We start from the raw sequence: 15,486 nt of genomic DNA, 5'->3' as shown, positions 1-15,486 counted from the left end.
GGGCCCTGACCCCAGTTCTTGGACACGCTGAATCCAGCATTTTGCTGGGGAAGCGAGATGATCAGAATCATGGTTAGGAAGAACTACTCCGACGGGTTCCGGCGGCAGGCCGTGGACTTGTACGAGTCCACTCCCGGGGCGACGGTGCGTGGCATCGCCGCTGATCTCGGGATCGAGCGCGGCACGTTGCGGCTGTGGCTGGAGCGGCACGGGACGGGCCGGAAGACGGCTGCGGACGGCACCGCCGCGCGCAGCCCGTTCAAGGCGTCGGCGACCTCGCCGACGGCGGATGCGGGGGCGGATGAGACGCCCGCGCAGCGCATCGCACGCCTGGAGGGGCGGGTCGCGCAGCTGGAGGTCGAGCAGGTCAAGCTCGTCACCGAGCGTGAGATCCTGCGGCAGGCGGCCAAGTATTTCGCGGGGGAGACGAACTGGTGAACCGCTTCCAGTTCGTTGAGGACCTCTCAGCCACCTACCCGGTGAAGCGGTTGTGTCAGCTCGTCGAGATCACGAGGTCCTCGTTCTACGCATGGCGGGCCGGCGCCGCCGCCCGGCGGGCGCGCGCCGCGGAGGACGACGTTCTGGCGGGGCGGATCCGCGCCGTCCACGAAGGCGACAACACGATGGGCGCGCCACGGATCACCGCCGAGCTCAATGACGGCGCCGCGCCGTCCGAGCGGGTCAACCGCAAGCGGGTCGCCCGCGTGATGCGAGACAACGAGATCCACGGGTACCAGCGCAAGCGGCGGGTGCGCACCACCGTCCCCGAGCCGTCGGGACAGGTCGTCCCCGACCTGCTGAAACGGGACTTCACCGCCGAGGCGCCGAACCAGCGGTATGTCGGCGACATCACCTATCTGCCGCTGGCTGACGGGCAGAACCTGTATCTGGCGACCGTGATCGACTGCTGCTCGAGACGGCTGGCCGGGTGGGCGGTCGCGGACCACATGCGCAACGAGCTCGTCGAAGATGCGCTGCGTTCGGCGAGGCTGACCCGCGGCAGGCTGACCGGGTCCGTGTTCCACTCGGACCACGGATCGGTCTACACCTCCAAGGCCTACGCGGGACTGTGCAAGCGGCTCGGCGTGACACAGTCCATGGGCGCGGTGGGCACGAGCGCTGACAATGCCCTCGCGGAGGCGTTCAACGCGACGCTCAAGCGCGAGGTCCTGCAAGACCGGGCCGTGTTCGCCGACGAGGCCTCCTGCCGTCGCGAGGTGTTCCGGTGGCTCGTGCGCTACAACAACACCCGCCGCCACTCCTACCTCGGCTACATCGCGCCCGTCGCATTCGAAGCCGAACTCACCGCCGCTACGCTACCGATAGCGGCATAATCCCACCCCGTGTCCAAGAACCGGGGGCAAGGCCCCCGGCTGCCAGGGATTCGACCACGCCAGCGGGAACCTCGATACCCGTGTTGTTGCCTTGCTGGAACAGGATTGTGGAGAACGTCGCCTCGTTGGCCATGTCGCGAGGATATGGGCGCGCGCCCGTCGGCCGCCAGTGTCGTATCAACCGGCGCGGCACGACGCAACCCCTCTGCTCGCGCGCGCGAACTGGCCTAGCTTCGATATACACCCACTCGAAAGGAGCCAGACATGGGATTCATCGACGACGCGAAAGAGACCGCCGAAACCGCTGGCCGCAAGGCGAAGGACGCGTTCGAGGACACCACGGACCGCATCGGCGACAAGGTCGACGAGATGAAGGCCGACGCCGAGGTGAAGAAGACCAAAGCCGAAGCCGACGCCGAGGTGAAGAAGGCCGAAGCCGAGCGCGACTCGGTCAAGACCCGCAACGAGGTCAAGGAAAACATCCGCGACGCCTGACCCGTCTGCACAAGAACGGGGGACCTCGGAGAGTACTCCGGGGTCTCTTGCTCGTTAACCCCGCCCTGTGGGCAGACGGCCCGCTCAGCTCGCCCGGTAGTTGTCGCGAGCGAATGCCGAATACGGCGCGGGCTCGACCGTCGCACGGACCGCGATCTGGCGGTGGGGTTCAACGGCGGGCTTCTGCGAGTTCGGCTCTTCGCCCCACAGGACGTGCACCTCTGTGCCCGGTGCCGAGTGCTCCGTAGCGATGCTGGCGAGCGAGACGAACGCGTGCTCGTTCGTGATGTAGCCGACGTCGTGCGAGATTCCGACATCCTCACCGTCGATCAGCACCCGGTCGACCTGGTACAGCCCGTAACGCGCCTTGGGGAAGTCGATGTACTTCGCGGGAACGCCGGGCTCGAGCAGCGACTGCACGGCGGACGCGACATCCTCTTCGTTCCAGACGAGGGTGACCTTGGTTCGGGGCGCTTCCGCAGCGTGCCGCTCGAGCGCCGCACGGCCGATGAAGTCGTGATCGAATGCGACGCTCCGGCCGTAGCCGATGTCGTAGGGCGTGACGTAGTAGTCGGTGATGTCGTCGGATGCGAGGCTGCCCGCGAGCGACCCCGCCCGAGCAACGGGCAACCACTCGCGATACGCCGCAGTGCCCTCACCCGTGAAGATCGCGGGAAGCGGGGATGGCACCCAGGCCGACTCGAGGTTCGCCGAGGAATACGCCTTCGACCCGACCAGCACGAGATCGAACTCTTCGCCGGCCTCGAGCAGAGCCGAGCGCACGCGCTCACCCTCGGCCCAGGGGCCGAACAGCTCGAAGCCCGGCTGGCCTGCCATGCCATGCCGCAGCGAGCGCACTGTCAGGCCGTCGATCGTGAAGGTCGCCATGTGGAAGAACTTCGTCGGCGGCACGGGGGCCCCGGTGACCTTCTCCATGAGCGCCAGCGCATTCGGACCCTGCAGCTCGAAGCGGTACAGCTTCGGGTCACCGGCGCGCACGATCGAGTTGCCGTCGCGCTCGAACGTGGCGTCGTAGTCGCCCGTCTCGAGGTGGTACTGCACCCAGTCGATGACCATCGGGTGCCCGACGAGGTCGAAGGACTCCTCGGCGAGATAGAAGAGGATCGCGTCGCCGATCAGGTACCCGTCGCTGTTGACCGCGATGAACTGCTTGGCGTTGTCGATCCGGAAGTTGGCGAAGCTGTTCACACCCACGTCGCTGAGCAGCTTGAGCGCGTCGGGACCGCTCAGGAAGAGGTCGGTCATGTGGTGAGACTGATCGAGGAGAGCGACCGACGTGCGCCACGACAGCTGCTCGGATCGCCAGTTGCTGAACTCGGGCGTCACCGGGAAGACGGTGGGGCGAGCCGGTGCGTTGCGGAGGACATCGACCGGGCTTCCGACACGGGCGATTGCGGCGGCGAGAGATTCGGACACGGGAACTCCTTCGTTCGCGGCGGTCATCCGCCGGCGGTGGCTCATCGCCAGCTTACGTATTGAGAACGGGGCGAAGCATAAGCAATGCTTATCCTGAGGGAAGGATGTCTTAGTCGACGCATCCGTCCTCCAGAAGGAGCACCGTGGACCTGAATCTGTTGCGCAGTTTCGTCGCCATCTATGAGACGCGGAGTTTGACCGCCGCGGCCGAGCGGCTGTACGTCACTCAACCCGCCGTCAGTCAGGCCCTCGGACGGCTGCGGCGTGAACTGGATGACCCGCTCTTCCAACGGGTCGGTCGGACGATGGACCCGAGTGAACTCGCCCGCTCGCTCTACCCGGACTTTCGGGAGGCCCTGGGACGGATCGACCGGACGCTCGACGCGGTGCACGGGTTCGAGCAGACGACGTTCGATCGTATTTTTCGGATCGCGCTTTCGGAGCTAGGCGAGATCGGCTATTTTCCGGTCATTCTCGACGCGGTCCGCACCGCCGCACCACACGCGCGCCTCGAGGTGGTGCCGCTGGACGTCGACCGCTTGCCCGGTTGGTTGGCACGCGGCAGCGTCGATCTGGCTGTGACCTCGTCGCCCGTGATGGGCGACTTCCCGCACGTGGTTCTGAAGTCTCAGGGCTACGCAATTCTGATGTCGCAGCATCATCCGCTCGCCGACGGCGACGTCACCCTCGAGGACTACCTCGCCGCGAGCCACGTGGTGGTGGCGAGCGACTCGGGGCGCCCGAACCTGCGCACCGCACTCAGCCGTCTCGCCGCACGGCTGGACGAACCGGTCAGCGTCAACCACTTCGCATCCGTCCCCCCGCTGCTCGCGGCACGCCCCGACATGATCGCGACCGTTCCCGACACGATCGGCGCGGGATGGGCCACATCCTGGCCGCTCGTCGTTCGGCAGCTCCCGTTCGACATGGCGAGCGTCGACGTGTCGCTCTTCGCACGGACAACCGCCCAGCACTCGGCCGCGCTCGACTGGGTCTTCGACACCGTGCGACATGCCATCTCGGGCACGCACGGCGAGTTCTTCGCCATCCACGGTTACCCGGGACGCTGACGGAACCGTCTACTCCTCGTTGAGGTCTTTCTCGAGCTGATCCTCAGAGAGCTCTGCACCCGGGGTGGGCGTCCGGAATGCGGGATTCGCCGGATACTCGGGGGCAACGCCCTCCGGCCCGTCCTCGCTCGCGCCCCAGATGATGTCCACATCGGTGTCGATATCGCGATCGGTCGGTGGGCCCTCGGGACGAGGCTCGTCGGCGGGCATGAAGGGCTCGGACATCGACATGGGCGCATCCTCCCGCCCGGAGGTTACACCGAGGTGAACTCGCCCAGTACCCCGTTCATCACGGGCGTCAGCTCTCTGGCGAGGTCCCCGGCGAGAAAGCCGAGACCCGGATGCTCCGTGAGCCGGTCACCGGCACTCGCGTGAGTCCAGCTCGCCCAGACCGCGGCGCGTTCCGCGGATAATCCGCGCGCCGCCAGGCCCGCGATCGCGCCGGCCAGCACGTCTCCGCTGCCCGATGTCCCCAGTCCTGAACCGCCCGCCGAGACACGCCATGATTCACCGGAGGGGCTGACGACGTGGCCGTAACAGTTGACGACGGCGTCGTATCGCTCGGCGATCTCGAGGAGATCGCCGGCTCGATCATCGCGTAGCTCCCGGCCCAGCAGCAGGGCGGCTTCTTCCTCGTTGGGGTTCAGGATGAGCGTGTCCGGGAGGAGGGTTCGATCGATGTCGGGCAGGACGCCGAGCCCGAACGCGTCGAGCACCAGGCAGGCGACGCCGATGTCGGCGATCGCCTCGAGGGTGGCACGCGTCTCGTCCGGCTCGTCGAAACCGGGCCCGACCAGCACGGCACCGGCGGCGGCGAGTTCGTCACGCAGATGTCCGTCGATGGGGTCGGTCGCCTGCTCGGGAAGCGAGAAGACCGCGGCCTCGCGGATCACGACACCGATCTGCGCCTCGATCGAGAGGGGCACGACCAGCCCGAGGCGGCCGGCACCGACCCGCAGTGCGGCTTCGCCCGCCAGGAGGATCGCCCCGGGCGAGCGCCGCGACCCGCCGACGACCATCACGCGTCCGCGCGTCTTCTTGGAGTTGCCGGGATCGGGCATCCCCCATTCCCGGAGCACTTCTGGGGTGACGGTCTCACTCGGGCTGGACATCGGGGCTCCCCGCGTGCTCGGTGACGGGAGCGCCCTCGCGCTCGAGGTGTCCGACGCTCGAGAACTGCACGAGTTCCCACCCCGTTTCGGTGAGACGGACGTGCGTGACCGAGGCGTTGTCGACCGTGTTGGCGGCCGCGAAATCCAGCAGTTCCGCCTCGTCGAGAGGGAGCAGGACGTAGAGCAGCAGCATCACCACGGCGTCATGCGCAACGATCATGGCCCTCCCCGCGGAACCGGACAGCGCGTCGCGTAGGAACGAACGCAGCCTGAGGGCGACGTCCGCCCACGATTCTCCGCCCGGGGGCCGATGGTAGAACTTGCCGAGGTGCCGACGCCGTTCCATTTCTTCGGGATGGAACCGCTCAACTCCCTGCATTGTCAGAAGGTCGAGGATGCCGAGCTCCCGATCGCGCAACCGCTCATCGACGACGATCGTCTCGGCGCCGGGTCGTTCGTCGCCGAGCCCCACGTCGAGCGTCTGGCGCGCGCGCAGGTACGGCGACACCCAGTACGCGTCGATCTCGGCTCGGTGACCCGCCAGCCACTCCCCGAGGGCGCGCGCCTGCTGTTCGCCCGCTGCCGAGAGCGGCACGTCCGCATCGCGCAGATCGAGCGGGATGACATCGAGTCCTTCGAGGTGCGCCCGGGTCGCTGCCACGTTCCCGACGCTTTCGCCGTGCCTGACCAACCACAATTCCGTCACCGCCATGCGGCGAGCGTAGGCGGGTGATGACGAAACCCGCAGACCGTTGACAACTCATCCTCCACAACACTCTGTCAACCCCGATGCGTTCCGCACCGAGACCGGGTTCGCTGGATGCATACGGTGATCAGCCGTGATCCACAACCGCCACTTCCGACGAGGAGAACTCATGTCGAACGATGCCGGGAACACCCCCACGAGCCTCGGCCAGGACGGCAGCGGCAATCCGGACACGGACCGGGCCTACCTTCAGGATGAGCCTCCTGTGCAGGTCGATCCGGATGCACCCACCGCACCCGCCGAGACCGACGGAGACGAGCCCGGAACGGATGCCGACGCCGCTCGCGGCTGACAGGCTCTAGCCGGTCGTAGCCAGCCGCACGTCCACGCGCGTCGGTACCACCACCGGGTGCGTTCCCGCGATCTTCTCCAGTACGCGAACGACCTGGCAGGAGTATCCGTACTCGTTGTCGTACCAAACGTAGAGCACCATGTTCGTGCCGTCCGCGATCGTTGCGAGCCCGTCGACGATGCCGGCGCGGTGCGATCCCACGAAGTCCGTTGAGACGACCTCGGGAGACTCGACGTAGTCGATTTGCTGCCGCAGCTTCGAGTGCAGCGAGACCCGGCGCAGGTAGTCGTTAACCTCTTCCTTGGTCGCGGGGCGCTCGAGGGTGAGATTCAGGATGGCGAGCGACACGTCCGGCGTGGGCACGCGGATGCTGCTGCCCGTGAGCTTGCCGGCCAGTTCTGGCAGCGCCTTTGCCACGGCCTTGGCCGCGCCGGTCTCGGTAATGACCATGTTGAGCACGGCCGAGCGCCCGCGGCGATCGCCCTTGTGGAAGTTGTCCGTGAGGTTCTGGTCATTCGTGAACGAGTGCACCGTCTCGACATGCCCCCGGACGACACCGTAGGCCTCGTCGATGGCTTTCAGCACGGGGGTGATCGCATTGGTCGTGCAGGATGCGGCGGAGAGGATGCGGTCCTCGGGCGTGATGTCCGAATCGTTGATGCCGTGGACGATGTTCTTCAGCGGCGTCTTGCCCGGCGCCGTCAGCAGGACGCGAGCGACGCCGGGGCTCCGCAGATGCTGCGACAGGCCCTCCTCGTCGCGCCACCGACCCGTGTTGTCGACGATGACCGCGTCGCGGATGCCATAGGCCGTGTAGTCCGTCGCAGCCGGATCACTGGAGTAGATCACCTGGATGCGGGTGCCGTTCGCGACGATCACATCGTTGTCCGCATCGACCTCGACCGTGCCGGGGAACGACCCGTGCACCGAATCGCGGCTCAAGAGGCTCGCGCGCTTGATGAGGTCGTTCTCGGAACCCCGCCGAACGACGATCGCGCGCAGGCGCAAGCCGTGACCGTTGCCTGCGTGACTGATCAGGATGCGAGCGAGCAGTCGTCCGATGCGCCCGAAGCCGTAGAGCACGACATCCGTGCTCCGTTCGGCTGTCTCGACGTCCATACCCTCGAACGCGGCACGAACGTGCGCCTCGACATCGACCTCAGGCCCGGCGTCACGCAGCGAGAGGGCGAGCCGCGCGACATCGACCGAAGCCGGACCCGGACCTATCGCGAGAAGCGCCCTCAGCACGGCATCCGTCTGCTCGAGGGTGAGTTCTTCGTGACCGAGCTGGCGGGCCCGTTCGTGCGCCTCGATCACGCCGATCGCCGAAAGGTTGATGATGCGGTGACCGTGCACTGAGGTGACGATTCCGTGGTCACGGTACAGACGGCCGATCTGCGGGATCAGGCGCTCGGCGAGCTCCTCGCGAGCCACCCAGTCGTCGCGATGGGAGTCGTAATCGATCGTGGACACGGCGGTACCTCCAACGTTGCAGGTGCTTCTCAGCGCGGCATCCTCGATACGAATAGTCGAGCGAATCCCGGGCGAGCACAGATCCCTCGACTCTATCCGCTCCTTCCGGGCCACTTATCGAGCTCCCGTGACGGCCCTGTCAACCCAGGAGCGGGATGCCTCATGGATGCCTAGGCTTCACCGCGACGAAGGGAAAGACCATGACGGAAGACCGCGATCTCGAGAATGCGTCCGATGCCGAGAACGACGAGGCAACGCAGAAGCCGGGCGGACTCGGCAAGGACGGCACGATCCCCGATGCCCCCCGCGGCGTCGGGGCGGGCCACACGGGCACCCGATCGACTTTCGAGCCCGAAGAGGACGAAAAGACTGACGACGCCTAGACCAGCACTCCCGTCCGCCGGAAGGCGGCACCCGGGTGCGAATCGGGCAACCGGACGCAACCCTCCCCGAACAGATGCTCGCGGAGGGTGGCGCCCGGCAACTCGTCCTTGATGACACCGCGACGGCGCAGCTCGGGCATGACCTTCTCGAAGAACATGTCGTGGCTGCCGTCGGGGTCGGGCTGGACGAGAAAACCGTCGGCATCGGTCTCTTCGATGAGCGCCAGGGCCTGGTCGACTGCCTGCTTGACCGTCCCGAGGAAGGGCTTGCCCATGACGCCGTTCGCGCGGAACTCCTCGAGGATCTCCCGCACGGTCGGGGCATCCGGGCCGAGGAATCGCTCGACGTTCGTGCGTCCGTTGTCGGTCTTCCCCGTGCTTGGGGGCATCGGGCGGTCGAGATCGAACGACAGCAGGTCGACGCCCGTGAAGTAGGCGTACGTGGCGGCGGCATACTCGAGAGAAATACCCGCAATCTGGGCCTCGTGCGCGGCGCGTGCCTGATCTTCCGACTCGGCGATGCGGAACGTCCCGGCGATCAGGCACTTGATCGCGTCGCGGCCGCGGCCCTTCGCCTCGGCGCGACCGCGAATGTCGGCGATCTGTTCGGCGAGGGCTTTCGACTCGGCGGCGAGGAATACCGCCTCGGCGTACGTCGCCGCGAGTTCTCGCCCCGCGCTGGAGGCGCCGGCCTGGAACAGTGTCGGGGTGACCTGCGGGCTCGGCGGCGTGACGAGCACGCCCTTCGAGGAAAAGAAGGGGCCGTCGTGGATGATCTCGTGCACCTTGGCGGGATCTGCCCAGATCCCCGTCGCGCTGTCACGGATGAGGGCGTCGTCGTCCCAGCATCCTTCCCACAGCTTCAGCGAGAGCCGCACGTGATCGTCGGCCAGCGCATACCGGTCATCGTGCGGCATCAACGGCTCGCCGAACAGCAGGGCGGATCCCGCCTGCGCCGAGCCCGTCACGATGTTCCACCCGATGCGGCCCTTCGAGAAGTGATCGAGGCTGCGATACTGGCGCGCCACCATGGGCGGCTTCTCGACCATCGTGGAGACCGTCGTGACGAGCCCCAGGGTTTTCGTCGCTGCCGCCAACGCCGACATCAGCATCTGCGAGTCGACGGTCGAGAACTGCACGTTCCGCTCGATCGCCGTCGGGATGACGGTGTCGTTCAGCGTCGGGTAGCCGTACGAGTCGGCGAGGAACAGGAAGTCCGCACCCGCCGCCTCGCACTTGCGCGCAAGCTCGGTCCAGTACTCGAGGTCGGTGTAGTTCGGCTCATCCTCGCGGCCCGGCATCGCCCAGGTCTGTCGCGCACGACCGTTCTGGAACATGCCGATCGCCAGCTTCTTGGTCGTGATTCGCGTCATGATTCGCTCCTTACGCGGTGGCCGGTGATTTAGCGCTTGCGACGTCGCGTCGGTAGGCCGCCCCAGGATGCTCCGGGGCGAGATGCGGCGTGCCCGTGCCGAGCAACCGCTCGCGCAGCGTCATCGCGGGAAGGTCGGTGGCCACGAGACCGCGCGCACGCAACTCGGGCATCACGAGATCGATGAAACTGTCGAAGGTGCCCGTGTGATCCGGCTGGACGAGGAATCCGTCGGCGTCCGTCGCCTCGATAACGGCCTGCGCCTGGTCAACGACCTGCCCGGCGTCACCGATGAAGGGCGCCCCCATGACGCTGTTGCGCTGGAACTCCTCGAGGATCTCGCGGACGGTCGGTGCGTCGGGACCGAGGAAGCGCTCGACGTTCGTGCGGCCCGTCTGCGTGAGGGCCGCTTCGACGTCGAGTGGTTTGTCGGGATCCATGACCGACAGGTCGAGTCCGGTGAAGAAGGCGTACGAAGCGGCAGCGTCTTCGAGCGACCGCGTCCCCGTCTGGCGGGCACGAAGGGCGTGGGCGGCGGCCTCCGTCTCGGCGACGACGAACGTGCCGGCGATGAGGCACTTGATCGAGCGCGGATCGCGGCCGTACTCCTCGGCACGCCGGCGGATGTCGGCAATCTGGGCCGTGAGCGCCGGTACCTCCGCGGCGAGGAAGACGGCTTCGGCGTACTTTGCGGCCAGGTCACGACCGGGAATGGATGCGCCGGCCTGGAACAACATGGGTGTCCGCTGGGGTCCGGGCGGAACCGTCAGCAAGCCGTTCGCGTCGAAGTGCGGACCGTGGTGCTCGATCTCGCGAACCTTGTCGGGGTCGGCGAAGATCCCGGCCTCTCGGTCGATCACGAGCCCGCCTTCGTCCCAGCATCCCTCCCACAGTTTGAGCGAGAGGTCGACGTGGTCCGCGGCGATCTCATAGCGCAGGTCGTGCTCGGTCATCGGCAACCCGAACAGGCGCGCGGAGGCGTTCTGGCCCGCACCGGTCACGATGTTCCAGCCGATGCGTCCGTTGGTGATGTGGTCGAGGGTTGCCATCTTCCGTGCGACCATCGGGGGTTTCTCAACCGTGGTCGACAGCGTGGTGACGAGGCCGAGCCGTTCCGTCACCGCGGCGAGCGCGGGCAGGATCATCGTGGGATCGGCTTTCGGAAACTGGACTCCGCCGCGCAGGGCCGTCGCCGGGATACCGTCGCCGACGACCGGGTACCCGTAGTCGTCGGCGAAGAACAGGAAGTCGACGCCGGCATCCTCGCATCGGCGGGCCATCGTCAACCAGTGGTTCAGGTCGAGGAAGTCGGTCGCGGTGTTTTCGGGTAGCTTCCATGCCCCCATCAGCCCCGCGCACTGGAACATTCCGATCTTCCACGGCTGCTTCGTGCCTTCGGAACCCATGTCTTCACCTCTCGCCACTGAACTGAACAGTTCAAAGCTAGGGTGCGATTGTTTCGCCCGTGTCACCGTCCCGAAAAACCTGGACGACCACGGGTCGGCCGGGTCGGCCTGTCAGGCCGAGGGTACGGAGGCGCGCGCGAGGGCAGCAGTCCCCGAAAGATCCCGGATGGCGTCGCGATACGCCGCGCGCAGCTGAGCGGGGTCAACGCCCGACAACAGCAGAAACTGCAAGCCACGGAACAGCGCGATGACCCGCGTCGCGCCGGACAGGGCGTCCTCGGGCGAGAAACCGTCCGCCAGGAGCGTGTCGCGAACGTCTTCGATCCACTCCCGCCCGACACGCTCGATGAAATCGCCCCAGTCGTCCGGATCGCGCATGGCGATGCCGAACCGCTGGAAGAACAGTCGGACGTACGGCCGGCTGTCGGGGTCGGCGAGATCGTCCCACGCTGTGAGCAAGCGCTGCTCGAGATCCCCCGGCTGGCTCAGTCGGGCGAACATGTCACGCAACCGCGGGAAGCTGTCGAACGCGACGAGCGCCGCCTCGCCGATCAGTTCCTGCTTCGAGCCGAAGTAGTAGAGCAGCATGCGATTGTTCGAGCCGATCGCACGTGAGATCGCACTCAGGCTGAGATCGATGACCCCATCGCGCAGGATGAGGTCGACAACCAAGCCCAGCAGGCGCTGACGCTCCGGCGTGTTCTCCACCCGGCTCATCTTACGGGCGGCGGATCGGTGCCCCGTCGGGTGCCGATCAACCCGCGGTCACCGGGGATGCGATGACGGGGTGCGCCGCGCCGAGCCGGTCATTGCCCGGGGTCTCCGACAGCCGCGCGCGGAGCGTGTTGCCGGCCTCGCCGTCGCGAAGCCGGCCGCGTTCGCGCAGGATCGGCATCACGAGCCGCCCGAAGTCTTCGAGGTCGTGGGGCGCAAAGACCGGCTCGATCAGAAAACCATCGAGGTCGGTCGCGGCGATCAGCGACTCGATCTGATCCGCCACCTGGATCGGGCTTCCGACGATACGGAAGCCGCGCGTCCCCCGGCCGCGCAACTGGTCGAGGATCTCTCGCACGGTCGGCGCACCCGTGCCCTCGGCGTCACCGAGGAAGCGCTCGATGTTGCTCGTACCCATCTGCCCGATGGGCCCGCCGGCATCCAGTACCTGGTGCAGTGTTTTGTCGGGGTCGAGCGCCAGCAGATCGATGCCGGTATTGCCGGCGTACAGCGACGCCACGATCTCGTCGGTCTGCATCGCATCGAATTCGGCTTCGTACCGCAGCGCATCGGCTTCGGTTTCGCCGACAAAGACGGTCAGGCCGCACATCAGGGTGATGGCCTCGGGGTCGCGACCGGCCTCGCTGGCGAGCCGGCGGATATCGGCGACGGCCGCGGCCGTCCGCTCGGGGGTCGTCGCCTGCACGAACACGCACTCGGCGTTCGAGGCGGCGAAAGCTCGGCCAGCCGGTGATGTGCCGGCCTGGAAGAGCACGGGCGTGCGCTGGGGCGAGGGCGGTGCGCCGAAGTATCCTCGCGACCGATAGTGCGCGCCGTCGTAGGTCACGCGGTGCACCCCGTCGCGTCGCGCGAAGATGCCCGCCGCGGCGTCGCCGACGAAGGCGTCGTCATCCCACGCGGTTTCCCAGAAGCGGGCGGCGAGTTCCACATACTCCGCCGCCATTTCGTAGCGGGTGTCGTGCGGCACCATGCTGTCGTGACCGAACACGTCGGCGATCGCGTTCTGCGACGCCCCCGTGACGATGTTCCAGCCGATGCGTCCACCCGTCAGATGATCGAGGGTCGAGAACCGACGGGCGAGCTGAACGGGATGATCCAGGCCCGTCGACTGCGTCACGACGAAGCCGAGCCGGTCGGTGTGCTGGGCGACGATCGGAATCAGGTAGTCCGGGTCCAGGCTCGGGAAGTTGATGGCCTTCTCGGTCGCCACATGGGGCAAGTCGCCGTCGATCAGCGGATAGCCGTAGCCCCCCGCGAAAAAGAGGAAGTCGAACCCGGTGTCTTCGAGGATCCGCACCATCCGGATCCAATGCTGCGGGTCGAGGTAGGACAGGCCCTCGCTGCGCGGGTGCGCCCAACTGTAGGTGCCACCCACCTGGGGGCCCATGACCTCAAAGACGCCGAAGTGCAGTGTCTTGCTCATGCCGCAAGCCACCCGTCGATCGCGGTCTTCGCCGCGGCCTTGACGTCTGAGGGTGCGAGCGTCGTCTCGATCGACGTCCACGCGCACGCGGCGAGCTGCTCGTCTGTCATGCCCAGGCTCGTGCGACACAGTTCGTACTCGGCCAGGATGTCGGGGCCGAACAGGATCGGGTCATCGGCGTTGATCGAGCACCGCACGCCGGCATCCAGCAGGACCGTCAGCGGGTGCTCGCCGATCTCGGCCACGACGTCGAGCAGCACGTTCGACGTCGGGCACACGTCGAGCGGGATGCCGCGCTCAGCCAGGAGTGCCACCAACTCCGGGTCCTCGACCGCCCGCACGCCGTGCAGGATCCGATCCGCCCGGAGGACGTCGATCGCCTCCCAGACGGACTCCGGTCCCACCAGCTCACCCGCATGGGGTGTCGACTGCAGTCCCGCCGCGCGGCCGATCGCGAAGGCATCGGCGAAGTCGGCGCAGGGGAAGCCGCGTTCGTCCGCGGCGAGTCCGAGCGACACGACGCCATCGCCGGCGAACCGCGCCGCGGCACGAGCGACCTCGATCGCGTTCTCGAGCCCGGCGGTGCGATCGATCGTCGGCATGAAACCGAACGCAACGCCGTGGGTCGCCGAAGCGGACCGCGCGAGGTCGAGCATCTCGGCGAGCGATGCCTCGAGCGATCCGTACCGCCCGGCGTAGAAGCGAGGGCTCACTCCGAGCTCGAGATAGGCAACACCCTCCGCCGCCTGATCTTCGAAGATCTGGTCCATCAGGATGCCGAGGTGGTCGGGGTGATCCATGGCCGCGAGCAGACCGCGGTAGGTCTCGCTGAACGCCGTGAACCCGGAGAATCCGCTCGTCACGACGGGCTCGATCCCGAGCGCACCCGACAGGTCGACGAGCGTGCCCGGTCGCATGGCCGCCTCCATGTGCAGGTGGAGGTGCCCCTTGGGCAGGGCCTGCAGATCTCTGACGGTGGCGTCATCGGGGGTGAGGGACTCGGTGAGGGTCATGCGTTTCTCTCTCGTTATCGAAGTGATGGGGGTGGGAGGTGGGGCCCGGGATGAACTCCCGAGCCCCACCTCACGGGATTATTCGAGGCTCGCGTGGGCCGCCTCGAGGTAGCTCATGTCGATGTAGTCGTTCGGGTCCGGAAGATCCGCGTAGCCGGCCGCTTCGAGGCCCGGATACATCAGTTCCAGCATCAGCTCGGGGTCCATCCAGAACAGCGGGTCGCCGTACTCACCCACGACCAACGGCTGCTGCAGTTCGTTCTCACGGGTCTGCTGCACGATGTCGAGACCGAGATCGGCTCCGTACTCGTCGACGGACAGCTGGGCTCCGACAGCGAAGTCCTCCCCGTTCTCTTCCCAGCCCCGGATGGATGCCCGCAAGAAGCCCTCCATCAGGTCGCCGTTCTCTTCGATGTACGCGGAATCGCCGTACACGACGTTGCCGTAGAGCGGCATGCCGAGCTCGGCATACAGCGTCACCACGTAGTCGTCGGGCGAGAGTCCGTACTGCTCTTCGAGCATGATCGGCTGGTTGGTCGCGTAGGCGGTGTATGCGACACCCTGGCCGTCGACGAGGGGCGCGATGTCGTAGCCGACCGGGATGAATTCGTAGTCGGGCTCGAGACCCGCGAGCGCGAACACCGCGTCGTAGTTGATCTGGGTGCCCTCTTGCCCGAGCACCGTCTTCCCGACCATGTCTTCGGCGGACGTGACGGGATCATCGGCGAGCGACACGAGCGCGCCGGGGCTCTCCTGGAACAGCGCGCCGATCGCCGTCCAGTCGTTTCCGTCGGCGAAGGTTTGCAGCCACGATTGCGTGCCGGGCACGATACCGAGGTCGGCATCCCCCGCGGCGACGGTCGCCATGGTGGTGGGGGCGTTCGGCCCGCCACCGATCCATTCGACCTCGATACCTTCTTCGGCGTAATAGCCCTCGGCATCGGCGATCCAGAATCCTCCCCACTCGACGTTCTTGATCCAGCCGAGCGAGACCCGGATGGTGGTCAGTTCCTCCCCGACCTCCGTGCTCTCGGCGTCACCCGCCGCACCCGCGCAGCCGGCGAGCGCCAGCGATGCGACGAGGGCGAACGAGGATGCGGTCAAGATGCGCTCGCGGCCGTGCGGTGTGGCTCGTGACAGGGGGTGCGACATGTGACTCCTTGTGTGGGTTGGGC

General features: G+C 67.0%; 16 protein-coding genes. 5 read left to right on the top strand and 11 right to left on the bottom strand.

Annotated elements, in window-relative coordinates:
* Nucleotides 1–69 precede the first annotated feature (69 nt).
* Both CGU34_RS04665 and CGU34_RS04660 read left to right on the top strand, forming a co-directional pair.
* A protein-coding gene (locus CGU34_RS04665; protein ID WP_100813234.1) for an IS3 family transposase occupies nucleotides 70–1,334 on the top strand; the annotation gives its coding sequence in 2 pieces (ribosomal slippage) (nucleotides 70–421 and nucleotides 421–1,334; 1,266 coding nt in all).
* Between the two features lie 264 nt (nucleotides 1,335–1,598).
* The gene (locus tag CGU34_RS04660; RefSeq protein WP_036300148.1) at nucleotides 1,599–1,829 is read left to right on the top strand and encodes a hypothetical protein; all 231 of its coding nucleotides are present in this window, start codon (nucleotides 1,599–1,601) and stop codon (nucleotides 1,827–1,829) included.
* Between the two features lie 84 nt (nucleotides 1,830–1,913).
* On the opposite strand, the gene CGU34_RS04655 is transcribed toward CGU34_RS04660, so the two are convergent.
* Complete coding sequence (locus CGU34_RS04655; RefSeq protein ID WP_232711537.1) at nucleotides 1,914–3,266, bottom strand: aminomethyl transferase family protein; 1,353 nt, start codon at nucleotides 3,264–3,266, stop codon at nucleotides 1,914–1,916.
* A gap of 143 nt (nucleotides 3,267–3,409) precedes the next feature.
* On the opposite strand from CGU34_RS04655, the gene CGU34_RS04650 reads away from it, so the two are divergent.
* On the top strand, nucleotides 3,410–4,336 hold the full coding sequence (locus tag CGU34_RS04650; RefSeq protein WP_100813425.1) for a LysR family transcriptional regulator: 927 nt from the start codon (nucleotides 3,410–3,412) through the stop codon (nucleotides 4,334–4,336).
* Nucleotides 4,337–4,345: 9 nt separating this feature from the next.
* On the opposite strand, the gene CGU34_RS04645 is transcribed toward CGU34_RS04650, so the two are convergent.
* The 3 genes from CGU34_RS04645 to CGU34_RS04635 are packed head-to-tail and all read right to left on the bottom strand — an operon-like array spanning nucleotide 4,346 to nucleotide 6,160.
* On the bottom strand, nucleotides 4,346–4,567 hold the full coding sequence (locus CGU34_RS04645) for a hypothetical protein (RefSeq protein WP_100813424.1): 222 nt from the start codon (nucleotides 4,565–4,567) through the stop codon (nucleotides 4,346–4,348).
* 23 nt (nucleotides 4,568–4,590) lie between these two features.
* The gene (locus CGU34_RS04640; RefSeq protein WP_100813423.1) at nucleotides 4,591–5,448 is read right to left on the bottom strand and encodes an ADP-dependent NAD(P)H-hydrate dehydratase; all 858 of its coding nucleotides are present in this window, start codon (nucleotides 5,446–5,448) and stop codon (nucleotides 4,591–4,593) included.
* Nucleotides 5,432–6,160 (bottom strand): histidine phosphatase family protein, encoded by a 729-nt coding sequence (locus tag CGU34_RS04635; RefSeq protein ID WP_100813422.1) that lies wholly within the window; start codon nucleotides 6,158–6,160, stop codon nucleotides 5,432–5,434. The genes CGU34_RS04640 and CGU34_RS04635 overlap by 17 nt, the downstream gene beginning before the upstream one ends.
* A 163-nt stretch (nucleotides 6,161–6,323) precedes the next feature.
* Here CGU34_RS04635 and CGU34_RS04630 point away from each other — a divergent pair, with 163 nt between their 5' ends.
* Nucleotides 6,324–6,506 carry a hypothetical protein gene (locus tag CGU34_RS04630; protein ID WP_100813421.1) on the top strand — a complete coding sequence of 61 codons (183 nt, stop codon included), beginning with the start codon at nucleotides 6,324–6,326 and terminating at the stop codon, nucleotides 6,504–6,506.
* 6 nt (nucleotides 6,507–6,512) lie between these two features.
* Here CGU34_RS04630 and CGU34_RS04625 read toward each other — a convergent pair whose 3' ends face one another.
* The gene (locus CGU34_RS04625; protein ID WP_269800289.1) at nucleotides 6,513–7,979 is read right to left on the bottom strand and encodes a glyceraldehyde-3-phosphate dehydrogenase; all 1,467 of its coding nucleotides are present in this window, start codon (nucleotides 7,977–7,979) and stop codon (nucleotides 6,513–6,515) included.
* A gap of 200 nt (nucleotides 7,980–8,179) precedes the next feature.
* Between CGU34_RS04625 and CGU34_RS04620 the strand changes: the two genes are divergently transcribed.
* Entirely contained in the window at nucleotides 8,180–8,362 is a 183-nt protein-coding gene (locus CGU34_RS04620) for a hypothetical protein (protein ID WP_100813420.1), read from the top strand.
* Here the strand turns inward: CGU34_RS04620 and CGU34_RS04615 are convergent.
* The 6 genes from CGU34_RS04615 to CGU34_RS04590 all read right to left on the bottom strand — a co-directional run bounded on the left by CGU34_RS04615 (nucleotide 8,359) and on the right by CGU34_RS04590 (nucleotide 15,463).
* Nucleotides 8,359–9,735: an NtaA/DmoA family FMN-dependent monooxygenase gene (locus CGU34_RS04615; protein WP_100813419.1), complete on the bottom strand. Its 1,377-nt coding sequence runs from the start codon at nucleotides 9,733–9,735 to the stop codon at nucleotides 8,359–8,361. The two genes, CGU34_RS04620 and CGU34_RS04615, sit on opposite strands and share 4 nt — an antisense overlap.
* A 10-nt stretch (nucleotides 9,736–9,745) precedes the next feature.
* Nucleotides 9,746–11,140: an NtaA/DmoA family FMN-dependent monooxygenase gene (locus CGU34_RS04610; protein WP_100813418.1), complete on the bottom strand. Its 1,395-nt coding sequence runs from the start codon at nucleotides 11,138–11,140 to the stop codon at nucleotides 9,746–9,748.
* Between the two features lie 111 nt (nucleotides 11,141–11,251).
* The gene (locus CGU34_RS04605) at nucleotides 11,252–11,848 is read right to left on the bottom strand and encodes a TetR/AcrR family transcriptional regulator (protein ID WP_051513751.1); all 597 of its coding nucleotides are present in this window, start codon (nucleotides 11,846–11,848) and stop codon (nucleotides 11,252–11,254) included.
* A 46-nt stretch (nucleotides 11,849–11,894) separates the two neighbouring features.
* Nucleotides 11,895–13,298, bottom strand: a complete 1,404-nt coding sequence (locus tag CGU34_RS04600; protein ID WP_100813417.1) for an NtaA/DmoA family FMN-dependent monooxygenase — start codon at nucleotides 13,296–13,298, stop codon at nucleotides 11,895–11,897.
* Nucleotides 13,295–14,311 carry an adenosine deaminase gene (gene add / locus CGU34_RS04595; protein WP_100813416.1) on the bottom strand — a complete coding sequence of 339 codons (1,017 nt, stop codon included), beginning with the start codon at nucleotides 14,309–14,311 and terminating at the stop codon, nucleotides 13,295–13,297. Before add ends, CGU34_RS04600 begins: the two co-directional genes overlap by 4 nt.
* A 78-nt stretch (nucleotides 14,312–14,389) precedes the next feature.
* Entirely contained in the window at nucleotides 14,390–15,463 is a 1,074-nt protein-coding gene (locus CGU34_RS04590) for an ABC transporter substrate-binding protein (RefSeq protein ID WP_100813415.1), read from the bottom strand.
* Nucleotides 15,464–15,486: the final 23 nt, after the last annotated feature.

It is taken from the genome of Microbacterium lacus (assembly GCF_002812805.1).
Lineage (GTDB): Bacteria > Actinomycetota > Actinomycetes > Actinomycetales > Microbacteriaceae > Microbacterium > Microbacterium lacus_A.
Note: the sequence above shows the minus strand (reverse complement) of the source record. Positions and strands in the feature narration are given on the sequence as shown.